The 22,087-nt window shown below is 67.9% G+C and carries 35 protein-coding genes; all 35 read left to right on the top strand.

What is annotated here, in order from left to right:
• Positions 1–11: 11 nt before the first annotated feature.
• The 35 genes from rpsJ to LRA98_RS10090 all read left to right on the top strand — a co-directional run bounded on the left by rpsJ (position 12) and on the right by LRA98_RS10090 (position 21,781).
• Complete coding sequence (gene rpsJ / locus LRA98_RS10260) at positions 12–341, top strand: 30S ribosomal protein S10 (protein WP_011813658.1); 330 nt, start codon at positions 12–14, stop codon at positions 339–341.
• A 159-nt stretch (positions 342–500) separates the two neighbouring features.
• The gene (gene rplC / locus LRA98_RS10255; protein WP_201169236.1) at positions 501–1,151 is read left to right on the top strand and encodes a 50S ribosomal protein L3; all 651 of its coding nucleotides are present in this window, start codon (positions 501–503) and stop codon (positions 1,149–1,151) included.
• Between the two features lie 18 nt (positions 1,152–1,169).
• Positions 1,170–1,787 (top strand): 50S ribosomal protein L4, encoded by a 618-nt coding sequence (gene rplD, locus LRA98_RS10250; protein WP_201241653.1) that lies wholly within the window; start codon positions 1,170–1,172, stop codon positions 1,785–1,787.
• Positions 1,784–2,080: a 50S ribosomal protein L23 gene (gene rplW / locus LRA98_RS10245; protein WP_011813655.1), complete on the top strand. Its 297-nt coding sequence runs from the start codon at positions 1,784–1,786 to the stop codon at positions 2,078–2,080. The genes rplD and rplW overlap by 4 nt, the downstream gene beginning before the upstream one ends.
• A gap of 12 nt (positions 2,081–2,092) precedes the next feature.
• On the top strand, positions 2,093–2,917 hold the full coding sequence (rplB, locus tag LRA98_RS10240; protein WP_201169233.1) for a 50S ribosomal protein L2: 825 nt from the start codon (positions 2,093–2,095) through the stop codon (positions 2,915–2,917).
• Between the two features lie 13 nt (positions 2,918–2,930).
• A complete protein-coding gene (gene rpsS, locus LRA98_RS10235) occupies positions 2,931–3,206 on the top strand; it encodes a 30S ribosomal protein S19 (RefSeq protein ID WP_201169231.1) in 276 nt (91 codons plus the stop codon).
• Between the two features lie 12 nt (positions 3,207–3,218).
• Entirely contained in the window at positions 3,219–3,551 is a 333-nt protein-coding gene (rplV, locus tag LRA98_RS10230) for a 50S ribosomal protein L22 (RefSeq protein WP_201169229.1), read from the top strand.
• Between the two features lie 25 nt (positions 3,552–3,576).
• A complete protein-coding gene (gene rpsC / locus LRA98_RS10225; RefSeq protein ID WP_201169217.1) occupies positions 3,577–4,263 on the top strand; it encodes a 30S ribosomal protein S3 in 687 nt (228 codons plus the stop codon).
• Between the two features lie 21 nt (positions 4,264–4,284).
• A complete protein-coding gene (gene rplP, locus LRA98_RS10220; RefSeq protein ID WP_201169213.1) occupies positions 4,285–4,698 on the top strand; it encodes a 50S ribosomal protein L16 in 414 nt (137 codons plus the stop codon).
• On the top strand, positions 4,698–4,901 hold the full coding sequence (gene rpmC / locus LRA98_RS10215) for a 50S ribosomal protein L29 (RefSeq protein ID WP_011813649.1): 204 nt from the start codon (positions 4,698–4,700) through the stop codon (positions 4,899–4,901). Before rplP ends, rpmC begins: the two co-directional genes overlap by 1 nt.
• Positions 4,898–5,158, top strand: a complete 261-nt coding sequence (rpsQ, locus tag LRA98_RS10210; protein ID WP_201169211.1) for a 30S ribosomal protein S17 — start codon at positions 4,898–4,900, stop codon at positions 5,156–5,158. Before rpmC ends, rpsQ begins: the two co-directional genes overlap by 4 nt.
• Positions 5,159–5,213: 55 nt before the next feature.
• Positions 5,214–5,582 (top strand): 50S ribosomal protein L14, encoded by a 369-nt coding sequence (gene rplN / locus LRA98_RS10205; protein ID WP_201169208.1) that lies wholly within the window; start codon positions 5,214–5,216, stop codon positions 5,580–5,582.
• An 11-nt stretch (positions 5,583–5,593) separates the two neighbouring features.
• On the top strand, positions 5,594–5,911 hold the full coding sequence (rplX, locus tag LRA98_RS10200; RefSeq protein WP_201169206.1) for a 50S ribosomal protein L24: 318 nt from the start codon (positions 5,594–5,596) through the stop codon (positions 5,909–5,911).
• Positions 5,912–5,921: 10 nt separating this feature from the next.
• Complete coding sequence (rplE, locus tag LRA98_RS10195) at positions 5,922–6,461, top strand: 50S ribosomal protein L5 (RefSeq protein WP_201169204.1); 540 nt, start codon at positions 5,922–5,924, stop codon at positions 6,459–6,461.
• A 20-nt stretch (positions 6,462–6,481) separates the two neighbouring features.
• Positions 6,482–6,787, top strand: coding sequence for a 30S ribosomal protein S14 (rpsN, locus tag LRA98_RS10190; RefSeq protein ID WP_201169201.1), 306 nt, complete (start codon positions 6,482–6,484; stop codon positions 6,785–6,787).
• Between the two features lie 11 nt (positions 6,788–6,798).
• Positions 6,799–7,194: a 30S ribosomal protein S8 gene (rpsH, locus tag LRA98_RS10185; RefSeq protein ID WP_011813643.1), complete on the top strand. Its 396-nt coding sequence runs from the start codon at positions 6,799–6,801 to the stop codon at positions 7,192–7,194.
• 15 nt (positions 7,195–7,209) lie between these two features.
• The gene (gene rplF / locus LRA98_RS10180) at positions 7,210–7,743 is read left to right on the top strand and encodes a 50S ribosomal protein L6 (protein ID WP_238633995.1); all 534 of its coding nucleotides are present in this window, start codon (positions 7,210–7,212) and stop codon (positions 7,741–7,743) included.
• 15 nt (positions 7,744–7,758) lie between these two features.
• Positions 7,759–8,112 (top strand): 50S ribosomal protein L18, encoded by a 354-nt coding sequence (gene rplR, locus LRA98_RS10175; protein ID WP_201169196.1) that lies wholly within the window; start codon positions 7,759–7,761, stop codon positions 8,110–8,112.
• Between the two features lie 18 nt (positions 8,113–8,130).
• Positions 8,131–8,634 carry a 30S ribosomal protein S5 gene (gene rpsE / locus LRA98_RS10170; protein WP_011813640.1) on the top strand — a complete coding sequence of 168 codons (504 nt, stop codon included), beginning with the start codon at positions 8,131–8,133 and terminating at the stop codon, positions 8,632–8,634.
• Positions 8,635–8,636: 2 nt separating this feature from the next.
• Positions 8,637–8,825 (top strand): 50S ribosomal protein L30, encoded by a 189-nt coding sequence (rpmD, locus tag LRA98_RS10165; RefSeq protein ID WP_011813639.1) that lies wholly within the window; start codon positions 8,637–8,639, stop codon positions 8,823–8,825.
• A complete protein-coding gene (gene rplO, locus LRA98_RS10160; RefSeq protein WP_238633994.1) occupies positions 8,826–9,266 on the top strand; it encodes a 50S ribosomal protein L15 in 441 nt (146 codons plus the stop codon). It begins immediately after the preceding gene.
• Positions 9,267–9,306: 40 nt separating this feature from the next.
• The gene (secY, locus tag LRA98_RS10155) at positions 9,307–10,611 is read left to right on the top strand and encodes a preprotein translocase subunit SecY (RefSeq protein WP_201169190.1); all 1,305 of its coding nucleotides are present in this window, start codon (positions 9,307–9,309) and stop codon (positions 10,609–10,611) included.
• Between the two features lie 107 nt (positions 10,612–10,718).
• Positions 10,719–10,832, top strand: a complete 114-nt coding sequence (gene rpmJ / locus LRA98_RS10150) for a 50S ribosomal protein L36 (protein ID WP_201169187.1) — start codon at positions 10,719–10,721, stop codon at positions 10,830–10,832.
• 70 nt (positions 10,833–10,902) lie between these two features.
• Entirely contained in the window at positions 10,903–11,262 is a 360-nt protein-coding gene (rpsM, locus tag LRA98_RS10145; RefSeq protein WP_201169184.1) for a 30S ribosomal protein S13, read from the top strand.
• A gap of 71 nt (positions 11,263–11,333) precedes the next feature.
• Entirely contained in the window at positions 11,334–11,729 is a 396-nt protein-coding gene (rpsK, locus tag LRA98_RS10140) for a 30S ribosomal protein S11 (RefSeq protein WP_201169181.1), read from the top strand.
• Positions 11,730–11,745: 16 nt separating this feature from the next.
• Positions 11,746–12,369, top strand: a complete 624-nt coding sequence (gene rpsD, locus LRA98_RS10135; protein ID WP_201169178.1) for a 30S ribosomal protein S4 — start codon at positions 11,746–11,748, stop codon at positions 12,367–12,369.
• A gap of 25 nt (positions 12,370–12,394) precedes the next feature.
• Complete coding sequence (locus tag LRA98_RS10130) at positions 12,395–13,393, top strand: DNA-directed RNA polymerase subunit alpha (RefSeq protein ID WP_201169176.1); 999 nt, start codon at positions 12,395–12,397, stop codon at positions 13,391–13,393.
• Between the two features lie 20 nt (positions 13,394–13,413).
• Positions 13,414–13,830 (top strand): 50S ribosomal protein L17, encoded by a 417-nt coding sequence (gene rplQ, locus LRA98_RS10125; RefSeq protein WP_201169174.1) that lies wholly within the window; start codon positions 13,414–13,416, stop codon positions 13,828–13,830.
• A 4-nt stretch (positions 13,831–13,834) separates the two neighbouring features.
• A complete protein-coding gene (locus LRA98_RS10120; RefSeq protein WP_207190297.1) occupies positions 13,835–14,608 on the top strand; it encodes an SAM hydrolase/SAM-dependent halogenase family protein in 774 nt (257 codons plus the stop codon).
• Positions 14,609–14,686: 78 nt separating this feature from the next.
• A complete protein-coding gene (locus LRA98_RS10115; RefSeq protein ID WP_238633993.1) occupies positions 14,687–15,667 on the top strand; it encodes a malate dehydrogenase in 981 nt (326 codons plus the stop codon).
• Between the two features lie 37 nt (positions 15,668–15,704).
• On the top strand, positions 15,705–16,874 hold the full coding sequence (locus LRA98_RS10110) for an isocitrate/isopropylmalate dehydrogenase family protein (protein WP_238633992.1): 1,170 nt from the start codon (positions 15,705–15,707) through the stop codon (positions 16,872–16,874).
• A 15-nt stretch (positions 16,875–16,889) separates the two neighbouring features.
• Entirely contained in the window at positions 16,890–18,320 is a 1,431-nt protein-coding gene (locus LRA98_RS10105; RefSeq protein ID WP_238633991.1) for an MBL fold metallo-hydrolase RNA specificity domain-containing protein, read from the top strand.
• Positions 18,321–18,396: 76 nt separating this feature from the next.
• Positions 18,397–19,665, top strand: coding sequence for an aspartate aminotransferase family protein (locus tag LRA98_RS10100; RefSeq protein WP_238633990.1), 1,269 nt, complete (start codon positions 18,397–18,399; stop codon positions 19,663–19,665).
• Between the two features lie 50 nt (positions 19,666–19,715).
• Complete coding sequence (locus LRA98_RS10095) at positions 19,716–20,390, top strand: class I SAM-dependent methyltransferase (protein WP_201169159.1); 675 nt, start codon at positions 19,716–19,718, stop codon at positions 20,388–20,390.
• Positions 20,391–20,710: 320 nt separating this feature from the next.
• Positions 20,711–21,781, top strand: coding sequence for an ERCC4 domain-containing protein (locus LRA98_RS10090; protein WP_238633989.1), 1,071 nt, complete (start codon positions 20,711–20,713; stop codon positions 21,779–21,781).
• The last annotated feature ends 306 nt before the right edge of the window (positions 21,782–22,087 follow it).

Genomic DNA, 22,087 nt, shown 5'->3' with positions numbered 1-22,087 from the left:
GTAAAGTAGCCATGGCGACCGCAGCGGCAACACAGAACCAGCGTATCCGGATCCGGCTGAAGGCGTTCGATCACCGTCTGATCGATCAGTCCGCCCGGGAAATCGTGGATACCGCGAAGCGGACCGGGGCCCACGTCTGTGGCCCCATCCCGCTTCCGGTCAAGAAGGAGCGGTTTACCGTGCTGACCTCGCCGCACGTCAATAAGGACGCGCGGGACCAGTACGAGATCCGCACCCACAAGCGGCTGATGGACATCATCGACCCGACGGACAAGACGGTCGACGCGCTGATGAAGCTCGACCTGGCCGCCGGTGTCGACGTTCAGATCAAGCTCTACTGACACGTCGAGCCGCCGTATCGACAACGACCGGCGGTGACCGGCGCTCCGGCCGGCAAGCGGCGGGCCGCCCCGCAGGGGCTGCGCGCCGTGCGCCCGCCGGAGTCTATTCGTTCCCGGTGAGCTAGATCCGGGCAGAGAGATTTTGAGGAGACGCGGACGATGGCAATTGGAATCGTCGGTCGCAAGCGCGGCATGACGCGTGTTTTTACCGAAGAAGGGGGCTCGATCCCGGTGACCGTCGTCGAGGCGGACCCGAATCGCGTCACCCAGGTGAAGACCGAGGAGAGTGACGGCTACCGCGCCGTGCAGGTGACCGCCGGCCGGCGCAAGCCGCAGCGCGTGCGCAAGCCCGAGGCGGGGCATTTCGCCCGCGCCGGGGTCGAGGCCGGCCGCGGCGTGTGGGAGTTCCGGCTGGACAAGGGCCAGCGCGCCACGGACGAGGAGCTGCCGGAGGCCGGTGCCTCCATCGAAGTGGGCAGCTTCGAGGCCGGCCAGAAGGTCGACGTCACCGGCACCAGCAAGGGCCGCGGCTTCGCGGGTACGGTGCGTCGGCATAACTTCCGGGCCCAGCGCAACACCCACGGCAACTCGAAGTCGCACCGGGTCCCGGGCTCCATCGGCCAGTGCCAGAGCCCCGGGCGCGTGTTCAAGGGCAAGAAGATGGCCGGGCAGATGGGCAATCGGCGCGCCACCGTCCAGAACCTGGAGGTCGTGCGCGTGGATAGCGAGCGCAACCTGCTGCTCATCCGGGGTGCTGTCCCCGGGGCCGTCGGCAGCGACCTGATCGTCCGTCCGGCGAGCAAGGCGTAAGAGGTGACAGGGGGAGCCATGGAGCTCAAGCTCAGTAACGAAAAGGGCGAAGCGGCAGGCCAGCTCGAGGTCTCGGATCAGACCTTCGACGCGCCGTTCCGCGAATCGCTCGTCCACCAGGTGGTTACCGCCCACCTCGCCGGGGCGCGTGCCGGGACCAAGGCACAGAAGACGCGCAGCGAGGTCGCCGGCGGTGGCAAGAAGCCCTGGCGTCAGAAAGGCACGGGCAACGCGCGTGCCGGCACCATCCGCAGCCCGCTGTGGCGCGGCGGCGGCCAGACCTTCGCGGCTAAACCGCGGGACTTCTCGCAGAAGGTCAACCGCAAGATGTACCGCGGCGCCATGCGCTCGATCCTGTCCGAGCTGGCCCGCCAGGACCGCCTGGTGGTCGTCCAGCAGCTGACGGTCGACGCGCCCAAGACCCAGGCGCTCAAGGCGCGCCTGGACGGGCTCGGCGTGAGCGAGGGGTTGATCGTGGTCGACGAGATCGACACCAACCTCGAACTTGCCGCCCGTAACCTGCCGCGCCTGGGCGTGGTTGACGCCGCCGGCGTCGATCCGGCGAGCTTGGTCGGCGCCGAGCGGGTGGTGATCACCGAGTCCGCCATCCGCCGTGTCGAGGAGTGGCTGTCATGAACCAGGAAAGACTCTATACCGTGCTTCGTGGCCCGCACATCTCCGAGAAGAGCACGGTCATCGCCGACGGCGCCGGCCAGGTGGTCTTCCAGGTGGCGCCCGACGCCAACAAGAAGGAAATCAAGGCCGCCGTCGAAAAGCTGTTCGATGTGCAGGTCACCGGCGTGCGCACGGTCAACGCCAAGGGCAAGCGCAAGCGCTTCGGCATGATCCGTGGCCGCCGCCGGGATTGGAAGAAGGCATACGTCACCCTCGCCGAGGGACAGGACATCGACTTCCTCGGTGGGGAGTAAGGAGAGCCAGTCATGGCACTAGTCAAGAGCAAGCCGACGTCTCCGGGCCGGCGCTTCGTCGTCAAGACGAAAGACGCCCGGCTGCACCAGGGTGGGCCTTATGAGCCCTTGGTGGTGCAAAAGACCAAGTCCGGCGGGCGCAACAGCGACGGCCGCATCACCACGCGCCATCGTGGCGGCGGTCACAAGCAGCGCTACCGCCTGATTGACTTCAAGCGGAACAAAACCGGGGTGCCGGGCAAGGTCGAACGACTCGAGTACGACCCGAATCGTTCCGCGAATATCGCTCTGGTCCTTTATCAAGACGGCGAGAGAAGGTATATTATCGCGCCTCGTGGCGTTGAACCTGGCTCGCCGATCCAGAGCGGGCGCGACGCCGCCATCAAGCCGGGCAACGCCCTGCCGCTGCGCAACATCCCGGTCGGTACGCAGGTGCACTGCGTCGAGCTCAAGCCCGGTAAGGGGGCGCAGCTCGCCCGCTCAGCCGGTGCCAGCGTGCAGATCGTCGCCCGCGAAAGCGGTATGGCGACCCTGCGCCTTCGCTCAGGCGAGATGCGCCGCGTTCCCGCCGACTGCATGGCGACGGTGGGCGAGGTTGGTAACGCCGAGCACAGCCTGCGCAACCTCGGCAAGGCGGGCGCCAAGCGCCACCTGGGCGTGCGTCCGACCGTCCGTGGTGTCGCCATGAACCCGGTTGATCACCCGCACGGCGGCGGCGAGGGCCGCACCGCAGGCGGGCGTCACCCGGTCTCGCCGTGGGGTATGCCCACCAAGGGGCATAAGACCCGCAAGAACAAGCGCACCGATAAGTACATCGTGCGCCGACGGAAGCGTTGAGGGGTAAAGAATCGTGCCACGCTCGACCAAGAAAGGGCCGTTCATCGACCACCACCTGCTGAAGAAGGTGGAAGAGGCGAATGCCAACAACAGCAAGCGGCCGATCAAGACCTGGTCGCGTCGCTCGGTGGTGATGCCGGATATGGTCGGGCTCACCATCGCCATCCACAACGGGCGCCAGCATGTTCCCGTGCTGATCAACGAGAACATGGTTGGCCACAAGCTGGGCGAGTTTGCGGCGACGCGTACCTTCCGCGGCCACGCCGCGGACAAGAAGTCGAAGCGATAACGGGAGCGCGCCATGGAGACCCAAGCAAAACTGCGTTTCTCGCGTGTCTCGCCGCAAAAGGCCCGGCTTGTTGCCGATCAGATTCGCGGGCTGCCGGTGGACGACGCGCTGCGGACCCTCGAGTACAGCCCGCGCAAGGCCGCGGAGATCGTGCGCAAGGTGCTCGAGTCGGCGGTTGCGAACGCAGAGCACAATGATGGTGCCGACATCGACGAGCTGCGCGTAGCGCGGATCATGGTCGATGAGGGCCCGACGATGAAGCGAATTCAGCCGCGCGCCAAAGGGCGTGCCAACCGAATCCTCAAGCGGACCAGCCACATTACCGTGGCGGTCGCCGAGGACTGAAGCGGATCAAGCGAGAGAGGCCGGCATGGGAAACAAGACCCATCCCACGGGGTTTAGGCTGGGCGTCACCGAAGACTGGCGTTCCATGTGGTACGCCGATAGCGCGAACTTCGGCAAGTACCTCAACACCGACCTGGAGGTGCGGGAGTTCATTCGTGAGCGCCTGAAGAACGCCTCCGTGAGTCGCATCCAGATCGAGCGCCCGGCGAAGAACGCCCTGGTTACGATCCATACCGCCCGCCCGGGCATCGTGATCGGCAAGAAGGGTGAGGACATCGATCGGCTTCGCGGTGAGGTGGCGGCCCGGATGGGCGTGCCGGTGCACATCAATATCGAGGAGATCCGCAAGCCGGAGGCCGACGCCAACCTGGTGGCCGAGGGCATCGCCGGGCAGCTGGAGCGCCGCGTCATGTTCCGGCGGGCCCTCAAGCGGGCTGTCGGCAACGCCCAGCGCGTCGGCGCCCAGGGGATCAAGGTGCAGGTTTCGGGGCGGCTGAACGGCTCCGAGATCGCCCGGACCGAGTGGTATCGCGAGGGCCGCGTGCCGCTGCACACCCTCCGTGCCGACATCGACTACGGCTTTGCCGAGGCGATGACGACGTACGGCGTCATCGGTGTGAAGGTCTGGATCTTCAAGGGCGAGATCATCGACACCGACAACGAAGGGGCCCCTGCCGAGCGCGTCAAGCGCGCCGCGGCTGCCCAGGGCTGAGCGGACGGGAGCGCGTAAGCGATGTTACAGCCGAAACGGACCAAGTACCGCAAGAAGCAAAAGGGCCGCTGCTCGGGCCTCGCGACCCGCGGTGATCGCGTGAGCTTCGGCGAGTTCGGCCTCAAGGCAACCACTCGCGGACCCATCACCTCGCGGCAGATCGAGGCCGCGCGGCGTGCGATCAACCGCTACATCCGCCGCGGCGGCAAGATCTGGATCCGGGTCTTCCCGGATAAGCCGGTCACTGAAAAGCCGCTCGAGGTCCGGATGGGCAAGGGCAAGGGCAACGTGGATCACTGGTGCGAGCCGATCGCGCCCGGTCGCGTCCTCTATGAGATCGAGGGCGTGTCCGAGGAAGTCGCCCGCGAGGCCTTCCGGCGCGCGGCGGCGAAGCTGCCGGTGAAGACCACCTTCGTGAACCGGACGGTGATGTGATGAAGGCGAGCGAGCTGCGCGAAAAGAAAACCGAGGAACTCGAGAACGAGCTGCTCGAGCGCCGCAAGGAACAGTTCAATCTGCGGATGCAGAAGGCCAGCGGTCAGCTGGCCCGGACCGATCAGCTCGGCAAGGTGCGCCGCGACGTCGCGCGCATCAAGACCGTGCTCAACGAGCGTAAGCGTGCGGAGCGGCAGGCATGAGTGAAGAGAAAAACACCCGCACCGTGAACGGGCGCGTGGTCAGCAACAAGATGGACAAGACCCTCACCGTGCTGGTCGAGCGCCGCGTGAAGCACCCGCTGTACGGCAAGTTCATCCGGCGGTCGACCAAGCTCCACGCCCACGATGAGCAAAACGAGGGGCGCGAAGGCGACTGGGTCTCCATCCAGGAGTGCCGTCCGCTGTCGAAGAACAAGACCTGGCGGCTGGTGAAGGTGCTGGAGCGGGCCGCGAGCTAAGCGCGCGGAAGTGCCCCGCAAGGGGGCGAGCAAGAACAAGAGCGGGTGAAGCGTCATGATCCAGATGGAAAGCCTCCTCAAAGCGGCGGACAACAGCGGCGCCCGGCAGGTGCAGTGCATCAAGGTGCTGGGCGGCTCCAAGCGCCGCTATGCGGGGATTGGTGATATCGTCAAGGTCAGCGTCAAGGACGCGATCCCGCGGGGGCGCGTCAAAAAGGGCGAGGTCTACAACGCTGTAGTCGTCCGCAGCAAGCGAGGCGTGCGCCGGGCCGACGGGTCGAAGATCCGTTTTGACGGCAACGCGGCGGTGCTGCTGAACAACAATCTGCAGCCGATCGGCACGCGTGTCTTTGGCCCGGTGACCCGTGAGCTGCGCAACGAGCGCTTCATGCGGATCATTTCCCTGGCGCCCGAAGTACTGTAGGCGAGGTCATCATGCGCAAGATTCGTACGGGCGACGAGGTCATCGTCATCGCCGGAAAAGACAAGGGGCGTCGTGGCCGGGTGTCCCGGGTGATCCCCGACAAGGACCGCGTTGTCGTCGAGAACGTCAACATGGTCAAGCGGCACACGCGCGGGAACCCGATGCAGGGCACCACCGGCGGGATTATCGAGAAAGAGGCACCGATCCACATCTCGAATGTGGCGATCTACAACCCCGAGACGGAGCAGGCCGATCGCGTCGGCGTCCGCTGGGAGGGGGATCGCAAGGTGCGTTATTTCAAGTCCAACCAGCAGCTGATTGACGCCTGAGGGGGCTGGAATGGCGACGTTGCGAAAGCTTTATCAGGAAGAGGTCACTCCGGCCCTGCAGGAGCGATTCGGGTACCAGAACGTGATGCAGGTGCCCCAGCTGCAGAAGATCGTGATCAACATGGGGCTGGGTGAGGCCACCAAGGATAAGAAGATCCTGGAGGCCGCGCAGGAGGACCTGGCCAAGATCAGCGGGCAGAAGCCGATCGTCACGCGGGCGCGCAAGTCCGTGGCGGGCTTCAAGATCCGTGAGGGCTGGCCGATCGGCTGCAAGGTCACGCTGCGCCGCGAGCGGATGTACGAGTTCCTCGAGCGCTTCATCCACGTGGCGGCCCCGCGGGTCCGCGACTTCCGTGGGTTCTCGCCGCGGTCGTTTGACGGGCGCGGTAACTACAACCTCGGTATCCGGGAGCAGCTGATCTTCCCGGAGATCGACTACGACGAAATCGATCGGGTGCGCGGCATGGACATCACGGTGTCCACCACCGCTCGCACCGACGCGGAAGGGAAGGCCCTGCTCGAAGGGTTCGGCTTCCCCTTCCGGACCTAACGTCCAGAGGAGCAGCGCAGATGGCCAAGAACTCCATGGTTGAGCGCGACCGAAAGCGCCGCAAGCTGGCACAGAAGTACGCTGCCAAGCGCGAGCGGCTCAAGGCGATTATCGACAGCCCTGAGTCGAGCGTCGAGGAGCGCTTCGAAGCGCAGCTCAAGCTACAGCAGATCCCGCGCAACGCCAGCCCCGTGCGCCAGCGTAACCGCTGCGCCAAGTCGGGCCGGCCGCGGGGGTATTACCGCAAGTTCGGGCTGGCCCGCAATGAGCTGCGTCGGGCGGCCATGAACGGCGAGATCCCGGGCCTGACCCTCTCGAGCTGGTAAGGGGATAGACGATGAGCATGACCGATCCCATTGCCGACATGCTGACCCGGGTACGGAACGCGCACCACGCCGAGAAGGCGGACGTGCGTATGCCGTCCTCGAAGCTCAAGCGGGCGATTGCCGCCGTCCTCCAAGAGGAGGGCTACATCGAGGGTTACCGCGAGGTCGGGGAAGAGAAAAAGCCGGTCCTGGAGGTCACGCTCCGGTACCACGAGGGTCAGCCGGCAATCCGCGAAATCCAGCGTTACAGCCGGCCGGGTCTGCGGGTCTACCGCGGTCGTGACGAGCTGCCGCGCGTGCGCAACGGGCTGGGCACCGCCATTATCTCCACGTCCAAGGGCGTGATGAGCGATGGTCAGGCCCGCGCGCAGGGGCACGGCGGCGAGGTACTCTGCTGGGTCTTCTAGACAGGACGGGCAATCATGTCGAGAGTCGCAAAGGCACCCGTGGAGGTCCCCTCCGGCGTGGAGGTGACGCTCCAGGGTAACGACATTCAGGTCAAGGGCCCCAAGGGCCAGATGGCGTGGCGCTGCCACCGCCTGGTTTCTCTGAATCAGGAGGACGGCACGCTCACCTTCGAGCCCCGGCAGCAGAGCACCCGCGCGGTGGCGCTGACCGGTACGACGCGGGCCCTGGTGAGCAACATGGTGATCGGCGTCAGCGAGGGATTCGAGCGTCGCCTCGAACTCAAGGGCGTCGGGTACCGGGCGCAGGTCCAGGGCAGCACCCTGCACCTCACGCTCGGGTTCTCGCACCCGGTGTACCACGAGATCCCCGAGGGCGTAACGATCGAGTGCCCCTCGCAGACGGAGGTCGTGGTCAAGGGCGCCGACAAGCAGCAGGTTGGCCAGGTGGCCGCCCAGATCCGAGGCTATCGCCCGCCGGAGCCCTACAAGGGCAAGGGTGTACGCTACGCCGACGAGCGGGTGGTCCTCAAAGAAGCCAAGAAGAAGTAGGCGGTGGGGACGAAGATGGACAAGAACACAGCACGCATGCGGCGCGCGCGCAAGAGCCGCGGGCGCATCCGCGACGCCGGTGCCTACCGGCTCTCGGTCCACCGCACGCCGCGCCATATCTACGCACAGGTGCAGCAGCCGGACGGCGCGAAGACCCTGGCGGCTGCTTCCACGGTGGAGCCCTCCCTGCGTCAGCGCAGCGAGGGGACCGGCAACGTGAGCGCCGCCCAAGAGGTGGGTCGGCTGATCGCCGAGCGCGCCAAGGCGGCCGGCGTCGAGCAGGTGGCATTCGATCGTGCCGGCTACCAGTACCACGGCCGCGTGCAGGCGCTGGCCGAGGCCGCGCGTGAAGCCGGACTGAAGTTTTAGGCTAGGGGCTAAGAAGCTATGGCGAACGGTGAACAAACCGGCGCGGACGGGCTCCGCGAAAAGCTGATCACGATCAACCGCGTGGCGAAGGTGGTCCAGGGCGGCCGCCAGTTCGGCTTCACGGCGCTGACCGTGGTCGGTGACGGCGAGGGGCGAGTCGGGTTCGGTTACGGCAAGGCCCGCGAGGTCCCCGCAGCGATCCAGAAGGCAATGGAGCGGGCGCGCGGCGGGATGCGCACCGTGCCGCTGGATGGCCCGACCCTGCGCTACCCGGTGACCCACTTCCACGGGTCGAGCAAGGTCTTCATGAAGCCGGCCTCGCCGGGTACCGGCATTATCGCCGGCGGCGCCATGCGCGCGGTCTTCGAGGTGCTCGGCGTGCAGGACGTGCTGGCCAAGTCGGTCGGCTCGCGCAACCCGATCAACGTGGTGCGCGCCACGGTCGACGGGCTGGCCTCGATGGACTCCCCCGAGGCAGTCGCTGCCCGGCGGGGCAAGAGTGTCGAAGAGATTACGGGCTGATCATGGCTAACCAGAAGAAGCTCCAGGTAACGCTGCGGCGCAGCGTCCACGGCCGGCTGCAGAAGCACCGCCAGTGCGTGCGCGGCCTCGGCCTGCGCCGGATGCACCAGACCGTCCTGGTCGACGACACCCCGGAGAATCGCGGAATGATCCGGAAGGTGTCCTATATGCTGGAAGTTCAGGAGGCGTAAATGCGGCTCAATCAACTGTTGCCGAGCCCGGGCAGCCGGCCGGAGGCCAAGCGCGCCGGACGCGGTGCGGGCAGCGGCCTGGGCAAGACGGCCGGTCGCGGTCACAAGGGTCAGCACAGCCGCAGTGGCGGCTTCCACAAGGTCGGCTTCGAAGGCGGCCAGATGCCGCTGCAGCGCCGGGTGCCGAAGTACGGCTTCTCCTCGCAGAAAAGCCTGCGTACCGCGGAGGTTCGCCTCCACGAGATCGCCCGCGTCGACGGTGATACGGTGGACCTTTCGGCGCTGCACAAGGCCGGCGTCGTGCGCAAGAACATGCGCTACGTCAAGGTTATCGCCTCGGGCACCATCGACCGCGCAGTGACCGTGCGTGGCGTCAAGGTGACCCAGGGCGCCCGCAAGGCGATCGAGGCGGCCGGCGGCCAAGTCGTCGAGGAGGGTTAAGTTGGGACGTCCAGGTGGTGCCGCAGGGGCCCTCGGTGGGATGGGACGTCTCACCGAGGTTCGTCAGCGTCTGCTTTTCGTACTGCTCGCGCTGATCATCTACCGCATCGGTACCCACATCACGATCCCGGGTATCGATCCGGCGGCGCTCGAGCAGATGGTCGAGCAGCAGCGCGGCACCATCCTGGAGATGTTCAACATGTTCGCCGGCGGGGCGTTGGAGCGACTCTCCATCTTCGCCCTCGGCGTCATGCCCTATATCTCGGCGGCGATCATCATGCAGCTGCTCACGGCGGTGGTGCCGTCGCTCGAGCGGCTGAAGAAGGAGGGGGAGGCCGGCCGGCGCAAGATCACGCAGTACACGCGCTACGGCACGCTCGGGCTGGCCACCTTCCAGGGCATCGGCATCAGTATCGCGCTGCAGGGGCAGGGTGTGGCCGCCATGCCCGGGCCGGCGTTTGTATTTATCTCCACGGTGACCCTGGCCACCGGCGTGATCTTCTTGATGTGGCTTGGTGAGCAGATCACCGAGCGGGGCATCGGCAACGGTATCTCGATCATCATCTTCGCCGGCATCGTCGCCGGCCTGCCCGGCGCGCTGGGTGGCACGCTCGAACTGCAGCGTACCGGCGAGCTGGGTACCGCGACGATCCTGCTGCTGCTGATCATGGCCGCGGCGGTGACCGCGTTCATTGTCTTCATCGAGCGGGGGCAGCGGCGGATCACCGTGCAGTACGCCAAGCGCCAGCAAGGGCGCAAGATGTACGCCGCGCAGCAGAGCCACCTGCCGCTGAAGCTGAACATGGCGGGCGTGATCCCGCCGATCTTCGCCTCGAGCATCATTCTCTTCCCGGCCACGGTCGGGCAGTGGTTCGGCGATGCCGAGGGGCTGGGCTTTATCGGCGACATCGCCGCGACGCTCTCGCCGGGGCAGCCGATCTATGTGGCGCTTTACGCCGCGGCGATCATCTTCTTCTGCTTCTTCTACACGGCGCTGGTGTTCAACTCGCGGGACACCGCCGACAACCTGAAGAAGTCGGGGGCGTTCATCCCCGGGATCCGTCCCGGCGAGCAGACCTCCCGGTACATCGATCAGGTGCAGAGCCGGCTCACTTTCGTCGGTGCGCTCTACATCACCGCCGTCTGCCTGATGCCGGAGTTCCTGATCCTGTACTGGAACGTGCCGTTCTACTTCGGCGGCACCTCGCTGCTGATCAGCGTCATCGTGGTCATGGACTTCATGGCGCAGCTGCAGTCGCACCTGGTCTCGCACCAGTACGAGCCGCTGATGAAGAAGGCCAACCTCAAGGGGCACACCCGGCCTGGCGGCGGGATGCTGCGCTGAATCGATAAAACTGGCTGCGGGGTGGCATCCGGGCGCGCGGACTGGTATCCTTTCGCGCCTTTGGGTCGCCCGTGAGCGGCCGCGCTCGGAGTATTGGAGAGACGACCATGAAAGTCAGGGCATCGGTCAAGCGGATTTGCCGCAACTGCAAGATCGTGAAGCGGCGCGGGACCGTGCGGGTCATCTGCACGGAGGCGCGGCACAAGCAACGCCAGGGCTGAATCCGGACCGGCGAGCACCGGCGGATCGACCCGGCACCCAACAAGCGCGAATCACGGGAGAGTTGGCCCCATGGCCCGAATTGCAGGAATCAACATACCGACACACAAGCACGCGTGGGTCGCGCTGACCTCGATCTACGGGATCGGCCGCACGCGTGCCCTGAGCATCTGTGAGGCGGCCGGCGTGCCGCATGACCGGCGCGTCCGCGATCTCAATGACGCCGAGGTCGAGGCGCTGCGGCAGGAAGTCGGCAACTACGTTATCGAGGGCGATCTGCGCCGCTCGGTGGCGATGGACATCAAGCGCCTGATGGACCTCGGCTGTTACCGGGGCATGCGGCACCGCCGCGGCCTGCCGGTGCGTGGGCAGCAGACGCAGACCAACGCGCGTACGCGCAAGGGTCCGCGTCGGGGCCCCGCCAGCCGCTGATCGGGTAGGCAACATTCAACGCGTGGGCCGGATCGGCACCGCGTTCGGAGCGAACACGGGAACAGAGACCTATGGCGAAGGCATCCAGCCGCGGTGGCGGCAAGAAGAAAGTCAAGCGCACAGTCAGTGATGGTGTCGCGCACATCAACGCGACCTTCAACAACACGCTGATCACCATCACCGACCGGCAGGGCAACGCGTTGTCCTGGGCGAGCGCCGGCGGCAGCGGCTTCAAGGGGTCGCGCAAGAGCACGCCCTTCGCTGCCCAGGTGGCGTCGGAGACCGCCGCGCGTGCCGCGCAGGATTACGGTCTCAAGAACCTGGAGGTTCGCGTCAAGGGGCCTGGCCCCGGGCGCGAGTCCGCCGTGCGTGCGCTCAACGCGGTCGGGTACCGGATCACCAACATTTCCGACGTCTCGCCCATCCCGCACAACGGTTGCCGGCCGCCCAAGAAGCGGCGGGTCTGAGGAGGAAGCGCTCGCCATGGCGAAGTATATTGGTCCCAAGTGCAAACTGGCGCGCCGCGAGAAAACCGACCTGTTCCTGAAGAGCGGCGTCCGGTCCATCGACACCAAGTGCAAGCTCGAGCAGCCACCGGGGCAGCACGGGCAGCGCCGCGGCGGCCGCATGTCCGACTACGGCCTTCAGCTGCGTGAGAAGCAGAAGGTCCGTCGCATGTACGGCATCATGGAGCGGCAGTTCCGCAACTACTACAAGGAAGCCGCCCGCCGTAAGGACGCCACCGGCACCGCGCTGCTGCAGCTGCTCGAGAGCCGCCTGGACAACGTCTGCTACCGGATGGGTTTTGGCAGCACCCGCGCGGAGGCGCGGCAGCTGGTCAATCACCGCGGCATCCTGGTCAACGGCCGGGTGGTTAACATCCCGTCGTACCAGGTCAAGCCGGGCGACACCGTCTCCGTCAAGGAGAAGGCCAAGAGCCAGCTGCGCATTCAGGCCGCCCTCGAGCTGGCGCAGCAGAACGGCTGGGCGCCCTGGGTCGACGTCGACGCCACCAAGATGGAAGGCGTCTTCAAGCAGGCCCCGGACCGCGCCGATCTGTCTCAGGAAATCAACGAATCGCTGATCGTCGAGCTGTACTCGAAGTAACAGCCGCAACTGCAAGGTGTCGTCCATGAAGGGGTACCTGAAGGACTTTCTCAAGCCGCGCTCGGTCGAGATCGAGCCGCTCTCGGACAACCGTGCCAAGGTCGTCCTGGAGCCGCTGGAGCGGGGCTTTGGCCACACGCTGGGCAACGCCCTGCGGCGGCTGCTGCTCTCGTCGATGCCCGGGACCGCGGTCACCGAGGTGGAGATCGAGGGCGTCCAGCACGAGTACACGGCGGTCGAGGGCATCCACGAAGACACCGTGGATATCCTGCTCAACCTCAAGGATCTCGCCGTGCGGCTCAACGAGCGCGACTCGGTGACGCTCAGCGTCGAGAAGCAGGGGCCAGGCGCCGTGACGGCGGCGGACATCGCCACCGACCACGACGTGGAGATCAAGAACCCGGATCTTCACATCGCTACGATCACGCACGAGCAGCCGTTCAAGGCGTCGCTGAAGATCGAGCGGGGGCGTGGCTACCTGCCGGTCACCGCGCGCGAAGAAGAGGACACCCGCACCATCGGCCACCTGGCCCTGGATGCGAGCTTCAGCCCGGTGCGCCGCGTCTCGTACGCGGTCGAGAGTGCGCGTGTCGAGCAGCGTACCGACCTCGACAAGCTGGTCCTCGATGTCGAGACCAACGGCGTGGTCACGCCCGAGGAGGCGGTCAAGTTCGCCGCCAGCCTGCTGCGTGATCAGCTTTCGGTCTTCATCGACCTCGAAGGCGGGCTGCTGGAGGCCGGCGAAGAGCAGGAGGAGCCGGAGATCGATCCCGTCCTGCTGCGCCCGATCGACGACCTGGAGCTCACCGTCCGCTCGGCCAACTGCCTCAAGGCGGAGAGCATCCACTACGTCGGCGACCTGGTCCAGCGCACCGAGGTTGAGCTGCTCAAGACGCCGAACCTCGGCAAGAAGTCGCTCAACGAGATCAAGGACACCCTGGCCGAGCACGGGCTGTCGCTGGGCATGCAACTCGATAACTGGCCGCCGCCGTCCCTCGGGGACCGCGCCCGTATCGCCGGCTAAACTGTCAAAGGATCAACGTCATGCGCCATCGTAAAGCCGGACGTCACCTCAACCGTGACAACTCGCACCGCAAGGCGATGTTCAAAAACCTCGCCGCCGCGCTCTTCCGCGAGGAAGAGATCCGCACCACCGTGCCCAAGGCGAAGGAGCTGCGGCGTGTCGCCGAGCCGCTGATCACCCTGGCCAAGGAAGACACCACGGCGAACCGCCGTCTGGCCTTTGCACGGCTGCGCGACAAGGAGATGGTCACCAAGCTCTTCGAGGAGCTGGGGCCGCACTTCAAGGAGCGCCCGGGCGGCTACATGCGCATCCTGCGCTGTGGCTTCCGCAAGGGCGACGGCGCGCCGATGGCCCTCGTCCAACTCGTCGACCGGGAAGAGGCGATCGCCGCCCGGCGTGAGTCGGAAGAGGACGCCGAGGAAACGGCCGAGGCGTAACGCCTTGCGCACCGGGGTGAACCAGCGTGCTCGCCCCGGTGCCGTCTTCCTGTTCACGGATTACACCCACCTCGGGCCCTATGTGGGCCACCTCCATGCACGGCTGCGCCAGGCCTTCGACTCGGCCCCCGAGGTCGTTGACCTGATGCACGACGCTCCGGCTTTCCGCCCGGACTGTGCCGCCTACCTGCTTGCCGCCAACCTCAAGTACCTGCCACCGGACGCGGTGGTGCTAGCCGTGGTCGACCCCGGTGTCGGCACGGAGCGCGGCGGGCTGGCCCTGCGCGCCGACGGACGCTGGCTGATCGGTCCGGACAACGGGCTGTTCGCTGTCGCGGCGCGCGACTTCGCGGATGTCCAAGCGTACTGCCTGCCGCCGCCACCGCCGGGCACCCCGGCGACGTTCCACGGCCGCGACGTTTTCGCCGATGCCGCCGCCGAGGTGGCGGTTACGGACCGGCCGCCGCGTGGGTCGGAGGCGGTGGAGACCTGGGTCGGCCACAGGTGGCCGCGGGACTGGGACGCCCTGATCTACACCGACGGCTTCGGTAATCTGATCAGTGGCCGGCGTGGCGAGACCGCGCCGGACCAGGCGGAGCTCGTTGTCGGCGGCGAGCGCCTGGCGCGGGCGGCGAAGTTCGCTGACGTCCCCGCAGGCACGGCCTTCTGGTACGTCAACGCGCTGGGCCTGGTCGAAGTGGCGGTGAACAGCGGCTCCGCGGCGCAGCGCCTGGCCCAGGGGCCCGGGGCGGTGCTGGACTGGCGGGCGCGCGGCTAGCCTCTGCTACAATCGGCCCCCCGGCCCGGGTCGGCAGGCAGGGCCCGGCGGGCATTACAACGGATCGAGGAGAGAGCCATGAAGACACCCGTGCGAGTCGCGGTGACCGGGGCGGCCGGCCAGATCGGCTACAGCCTGCTCTTTCGCATCGCCGCCGGCGAGATGCTCGGCAAGGATCAGCCGGTGATCCTCCAGCTGCTTGAGATCCCGCAGGCCCAAGAGGCGCTGCAGGGCACCGTGATGGAGCTCGAGGACTGCGCCTTCCCGCTGGTCGCCGGCATCGTCGCCACCGACAGCGCCGAGGAGGCCTTTCGCGAGGCCGACTACGTCCTGCTCGTCGGCGCCAAGCCCCGCGGCCCCGGCATGGAGCGCAAGGATCTGCTCGAGGCCAACGCGGCGATCTTCTCGGCCCAGGGTCAGGCGCTGAACGCCGTGGCCAAGCGCGACGTGAAGGTCCTCGCGGTGGGCAACCCGGCCAACACCAACGCGCTGATCACCCAGCGCAACGCGCCGGATCTTGACCCGCGCAACTTCACGGCCATGACCCGCCTCGACCACAACCGCGCGCTGGCGCAGCTCGCCAACAAGGTTGGCTGCCATTCCACGGAGATCCACGGCCTGGCCGTGTGGGGCAACCACTCGGCGACGCAGTACCCGGATATCAGCCACTGCACCATCCAGGGGACTCCGGCCGGCGAGCAGGTTGATCACGCCTGGGTGAAGGACACGTTCATCCCCACCGTGCAGCAGCGCGGCGCGGCGATCATCAAGGCTCGCGGGGCCTCCAGCGCCGCCTCCGCTGCCAGTGCCGCCATCGACCACATGCGCGAGTGGGCGCTGGGCACGCCCGAGGGCGAGTGGACGAGCATGGCCGTGCCCTCCGATGGCAGTTACGGCATCGAGCCCGGGCTCATCTACTCCTTCCCGGTGACCTGTCGGAGCGGGGACTACGAGATCGTGCAGGGGCTGTCCGTGGACGAGTTCAGCCGCGCACGCATGGACGAGACCGCCGCCGAGCTCGCCGAGGAGCGCGACGCGGTGGCGCATCTGCTGCCCTGAGCGGAAGCGGACGGCAACGCCCCCGGGGAGGGCCGCCATGGAACGCAACCAGGAGACTTGGCAGGTCGCCGTGATGCCCGGCGACGGGATTGGCCCGGAGGTCATGGCCGCCACCCGCCACGCCCTGGAGGCCCTCCCCGGGCCCCGGTTGGCGCTGACCGAGCTAGGCTGGCCCGCCCACGCCTGGCACCGCGCTCACGGTGAGATGATGCCCGCCGACTGGCGCGAGCAACTGGTCGGCTACGACGCATTGCTCCTCGGCGCCCTCGGGGACCCCGGGCCTGCCGACGATCCGGGGCGCTACCTGCTGCCCGATGGCGTCTCGCTGGCGCCGCTGCTGCAGCTGCGCAAGGGGCTCGATCTTTGGGCCTGTGAGCGCCCGGCGGTGCCCATGGCCGGCGCCCCCATGCCCCTGTCCGACCCGCGCGCCCTGCACACCGATCTGCTCGTCATCCGCGAGAACAGCGAAGGCGAATACGTCGACCAGGGCGGCCGGCTGGCCGCCGGCACCCCCCGCGAGACCGCCACCCAGCTCGAGGTCTTCACCCGCGCCGGTACCGAGCGCATCATCCGCCACGCCTTCGAGCGGGCCACCCGGCGGGCCGAGGAGCGCCGTCAGGGGCTGCGCGCGCCGCGCTATGCGGCCGGTGACGGCGGTGCGGACGCCGCCGTTTGCGTGGTCACCAAACGCAACGCCGTCCAATACGCCGGCGAGCTCTGGAGCGAGGTCTTCGCCGAGGTCGCCGCCGACTACCCGGGGATCGCCACCCACCACGAGCTCATCGACGCCTGCTGCATGAAGTTTGTCAGCCAGCCGTGGCAGTTCGACGTGGTGGTGGCCAGCAACCTCCACGGCGACATCCTCACCGACCTAGCCGCAGTGCTCGCCGGCGGCATGGGGGTCGCCCCGTCGGCCAACCTCAACCCCGCCGACCGCAGCGTGCCGCCGCTCTTCGAGCCTACCCACGGCAGCGCCCCGGACATCGCCGGTGGCGACCGCGCCCACCCGGCGGCCATGCTGCTGACCGCCGCCGCTATGCTGGAATGGATGGGCGAGGTCGATCCGCAGGCTGCCCGTGCCGCCGTGCAGCTCCACCGCGCCGTGGCCGACGACATCGCCGAGCACGGCATGAGCGGGCGCGGCTGCGCCGACGTCGGCCGCGCCGTGGCGCAACGCATCCGGACGGCCGGAGCGCCGTCCGCGTAGACGGAGGCTGAGCCCATGCGACTGCACTTCCACGGGGCCACCCGCGAGGTGACCGGTTCCTGCATGCTGCTCGAGGTCGGGGAGTACCGCGTGCTCATCGACTGCGGCCTGATCCAGGGCGGGGGCAAGCAGGAGGCCCGCAACCGAGCGCCGTTCCCCTTCGATCCGGGCAGCCTCGACGCCGTGATCCTCACCCACGCCCATCTGGATCACAGCGGTCGCCTGCCGTTGCTACGAGCCGCCGGCTACCAGGGGCCGATCCACACCCACAGCGCCGGGGCCGCGCTGGTGGACATCCTCCTGCGCGACGCCGCCTTCCTCGCCGAGCGCGACGCCGCCATCGAGAACAAGAAACGCCGCCGCCGCCACGACGAGCCGGTGGAGCCTACCTACACCGTCGCCGATGCCGAGCAGGCCATCGACGCCCTGGTCGGCCACGCCTACGACGAACCGTGGCAGCCGGTCCCAGGCGTCACCGTCCGCCTGCGCGATGCCGGGCACATCCTCGGTTCGGCCATCGTCGAGATGTGGCTCGAGGCCGGCGGTGAGCGCCGCAAGGTGGTCTTCTCCGGGGATCTGGGCCACGCCGGGGCGCCGATCCTCCGCGACCCGGCACAGGTCGGCGACGCCGACCTGCTGGTCATGGAGAGCACCTACGGCGACCGCGACCACCGCTCCTGGGAGGAGACCTGGGCCGAACTCGGCGAGATCATCCGCAATGCCCGCGCCTCCCGCGGCAACATCCTGGTGCCGGCGTTTGCCGTCGGGCGCACCCAGGAGCTGCTCTACATCCTCGCCCGGCACTACGAGGAGTGGGAACTGGGCGACTGGAGCGTCTTCCTCGATAGCCCCATGGCCATCGAGGCCACCAAGGTCTACGCCCGCTTCCCGGAGCTCTACGACGCCGAGACCGCCGCCTTCTACGCCGAGCCGGACAACCACCGCTTCCAGCTGCCCAACCTGCGCCTGACCCCGCAGGCCGAGGACTCCATGGCCATCAACCGGGTCCAGTCCGGGGCGATGATCATCGCCGGCTCAGGGATGTGCAACGGCGGGCGCATCCGCCACCACTTCAAGCACAACCTGTGGCGGCGCAACTGCAACGTGATCATGGTCGGCTTCCAGGCCCAGGGCACGCCCGGGCGCGCGCTGGTCGACGGCGCCAGTGAGCTGACCCTGTGGGGCGAACCGGTGCGCGTCGGCGCCACCGTGCACACCGTCGGCGGGCTTTCCGCCCACGCCGGGCGCTCGGAGCTGATCGCCTGGGCCGAGCACTTCGCCAATGGGCCGCGGGTGGCCCTGGTTCACGGCGAGTCCGGCGCCATGGACAGCCTCGCCGAGGCCCTGCGCAGCCGCGACTTTGGCGTCGAGACTCCCGAAGAGGGCGCGCACATCGACCTGCTTCAGCTGCCGGGGCGCAGCGCGGAACCGCCCGCGGCGTACTAATTTGGTCCACAGGGGGCCGCCGCTGCGGCGGCCCTGCAGTCAACGGCCGGGAACGGCCGAGCGGAGGACACGCACCATGAGCGACGCGCACAAGACCGGAGCCATCTCCCCGCTGCTCAAGCAGTCCAGCCAGGTCGTCGCCGAGCGCGGCGAGGGTGCCTACATCATCGGCACCGACGGGCGCTGCTACCTCGACTTCACCTCGGGCATCGGTGTGACCGCCACCGGACACTGCCACCCCAAGGTGGTCGAAGCGGCCCAGCGCCAGGCCGCCACCCTGGTCCACGGCCAGTACGCCATCGTCCGCCACCCGCCTATGGTCCGTCTTGCCGAGCGCCTGGGCGAGATCATGCCCGGCGCGATCGACCGTATCTCCTTCTCCAATGCTGGCACCGAGGCGTGCGAGACCGCCCTGCGCCTGGCCCGCCAGGCCACCGGCCGGCCCAACATCATCGTCTTCCAGGGCGGCTTCCATGGACGTACCATGGGCTCGCTTTCGATGACCTCCTCGAGCGTGGGCCTGCGCGCCGGCGTGCAGCCGATGATGGGCGGCACGGTGTTCGCGCCGTTCCCGAATGCCCGGCGCTACGGCTGGGACGACGAGGAGACCGCCGAGTTCTGCCTGCGTGAGCTCGACCACATCCTGGCCACGCAGTCGAGCCCGGCGGAGTCGGCGGCCTTCTTCGTCGAGCCCATCCAGGGCGAGGCCGGCTACATCCCGGCCGGGCGGACCTTCATGCAGGGGCTGCGTGAGCGGGCCGATCGCCACGGTATGCTGCTCATCGCCGATGAGGTGCAGAGCGGCTACGGGCGCAGCGGGGCCTTCTGGGCCCACAGCCACTTCGACGTGGAGCCCGACGTGGTGGTCACGGCCAAGGGGCTGGCCAGTGGATTCCCGCTCTCGGCCGTGGCCGCGCCGGAAGCGATCATGGAGCGCGGCTGGCCGGCCTCCCAGGGCGGCACCTACGGCGGCAACGCGGTCGCCTGCGCCGCAGCGCTGGCGACGCTGGAGGTCATCGAGGAAGAGGGCTTGGTGGAGAACGCCCGCGAGCAGGGTGCGCATCTGCGCCGCCGGCTCGACGCCCTGTGTGCCGAGGAGCCGGCCATCGCCCACGTCCAGGGCATGGGCCTGATGCACGGCACCGAGCTGGTGGACGAGCAGGGGCGCCCGGATGGTGATCGCGCCGCGCGGGTACTCAAGGCCATGGAAGAGCGTGACGTGCTGATGATCCGCTGCGGGCCGCAGGGGCAGATCGTGCGCTGGCTGCCGCCGCTGATCGTCACCCGCGAGGAGGTCGACCGGGCGGTGGACACCTTTGCGGAGGCGCTGCGCGCCACGGCCTGAGCCGGTGCGATGGCGATACCCGAACCGATTTCCTGGAGGTGAGCGGAGTCATGGATCTCTCTTCGATCCGCAACGCGTACCGGCGCTACGCGCGGTACTACGACGGCTTTTTCGGGCGCATCTTCGCGCCGGGGCGCAAGTTCACGATGCAGTATCTCAACGCCGAGCCGGACCGGCGCATCCTCGAGGTGGGGGTCGGGACGGGGATCTCGCTGCCGGAGTACCGGCGGGATGTCTCCATCGTCGGCGTCGATGTCAGCCCGGATATGCTCGATATCGCCCATCGCCGGGTGGCAGAGCAGGGGCTGGAGCACGTGGAGTCGCTCCACGAGATGGATGCCGAGGCGCTGGATTTCCCGGACGATTCGTTCGATGTGGTGGTGGCGATGTACGTCGCCTCGGTAGTGCCGAACCCGGATCGATTGGTGGATGAGTGCCGTCGGGTCTGCCGGCCCGGGGGCGAGATCTTCATCATCAATCACTTCGCCTCGCAGCATCCGGTGGTTCGTGGGTTCGAGAAGACGATTCGGCCGTTGTCGAAGCTGCTCGGGTTCCGCACGGACATGGAGCTGGATGATCTGCCGCAGCGCCCGGGCTTTGAGTGCCTCGGGGTGCATCCGGCGTACTTCTTCGGGTACTGGAAGCTGGTCCATTACCGCAATGGTTCGTCGGCGGAGTCGGCGCCGGTGGAGGAGCCGGAGGAGGAGCTGGCGACCGCCAGTTGAGCTACGGCCGCTACCCGGTCAGGAGGTCCCGGTCGGGAGGCCGGTCCGCGGTGGCGGCCGGAGATCGCGCCCCGCCTGTCGGCGGGGTCCCCTGCGCGCCTCGATCCGGCGAGGCCGCTCGCAATGCGCGGCTGCGCCGCGCTGACGCTCGCTGAGCAGCGCGAACCGGGAAAGGTTCGCGCTGCCCCCTCGCCGGCTCTGCGGTGCTCGGCGCGCTCTAAAGGCCGCCACCGGGGGACCGGCCAACCGACCTCAGCAGCCCCCAAAAACGCCCCGACGCGCCATGGTCGACGCGCACCCGCTCGCGCTATGCTTGCAACATGGCCACTTACTGGCGCGTACAGCAGACGCAGAGCGAGAAATTCCCGTACCGGATCACCCTGGAGAGCGATCACGACGGGATCATCCTCGCCCTGCGCGCCAAGGATCGCTGGCCGGGCCCGCAGGGGCACGTCTTCTGCCTGCGTGAGCAGGACCCGCCGGAGGAGACCCCCGAGGAGCTCGAGCACGTCCCCGTGGTTTCGCTCAATCGCTTCGGCAAGAAGCTCGCGCTGGTGCTCGACCGGCAGAAGCGCCGGCGCTGCGACTTCCTGTTCCTGACCAAGCCGTACAAGAACAAGCCCGGGCACTACGAACAGATCTTCTTCCGCACCCAGGGCGCCGTCCGGGCCCACAAGACCCGCGGCCGAACCCAGCTCTTCGGCGATTATCCGATCACCGCCCTGATCGACCGCGCCGAGCGTTACCCGTGGCGCTTTCCGGGTGCCGAAACGCGACGCGAGAGCCTCCCGGCCGGCGACTACGCGCTGGAGAGTGACGGGCAGATCCAGGCCGTGGTCGAGCGCAAGACCTTCGACAACCTCCTGACCGACTTCGGCCAGATCCAGATCCTTCACCAGCAGCTGGCGGAACTGGCGACCTATCCCCATCCCGCACTGGTGGTCGAAGCCACCTACGGCGACTTCCTCGACCCGCAGCGGGTCGCCCCCTGGTCAGCCGCCCATACAGCCCGGGTCGTGGCCGAGATCCAGGCCCTGCACCCGAAACTGCCCGTGGTCTTCGCGGGCAACCGCAAACAGGCCAACGAGTGGTGCCACGGCCTCTTCCGAGCCGTTGCCACACGCCTGGCGGACCCGGCTCCGCCCGCGGTCGCCGAAGCCTACGGCCGCTACCAAAGCGGTGCCGGCGGGCGCGGCGGCTGGGCCCTGGCGGTGCGCCGCGAAGTCCTCCATGAAATGCCCGAGCGCTTCACCATGGCCATGCTGCGCCAGCGCTTCCCGGACCACCAGCCGCAGCAATTGCGCACCATCCTCCACCGCCTCCGCGAAGAAGGCCGCCTTCAGCGGGAGGGCCAAGGCCGCGCGACCGAGTGGGTGCGGGTCGAGCCGTAAGCGACGACGCTCAAGCAGTTGGCTGCACGGGAGTGTCTTTGATCAGTCGAATGCGGCAACCACGGGGGAAGGATCGGGTGGCGGGGGGCCGGAGACGGCCTTTAGAGCGCGCCGAGCACCGCAGAGCCGGCGAGGGGGCAGCGCGAACCTTTCCCGGTTCGCGCTGCTCAGCGAGCGTCAGCGCGGCGCAGCCGCGCATTGCGAGCGGCCTCGCCGGATCGAGGCGCGCAGGGGACCCCGCTGACAAGCGGGGCGCGATCTCAGGCCGTCCCCGGCCCCCCGCCACCCGATCCACGGCACCCGCCG

Origin of the sequence: Halorhodospira sp. M38 (genome assembly GCF_022227985.1) — a bacterium.
Lineage (GTDB): Bacteria > Pseudomonadota > Gammaproteobacteria > Nitrococcales > Halorhodospiraceae > Halorhodospira > Halorhodospira halophila_A.
Note: the sequence above shows the minus strand (reverse complement) of the source record. Positions and strands in the feature narration are given on the sequence as shown.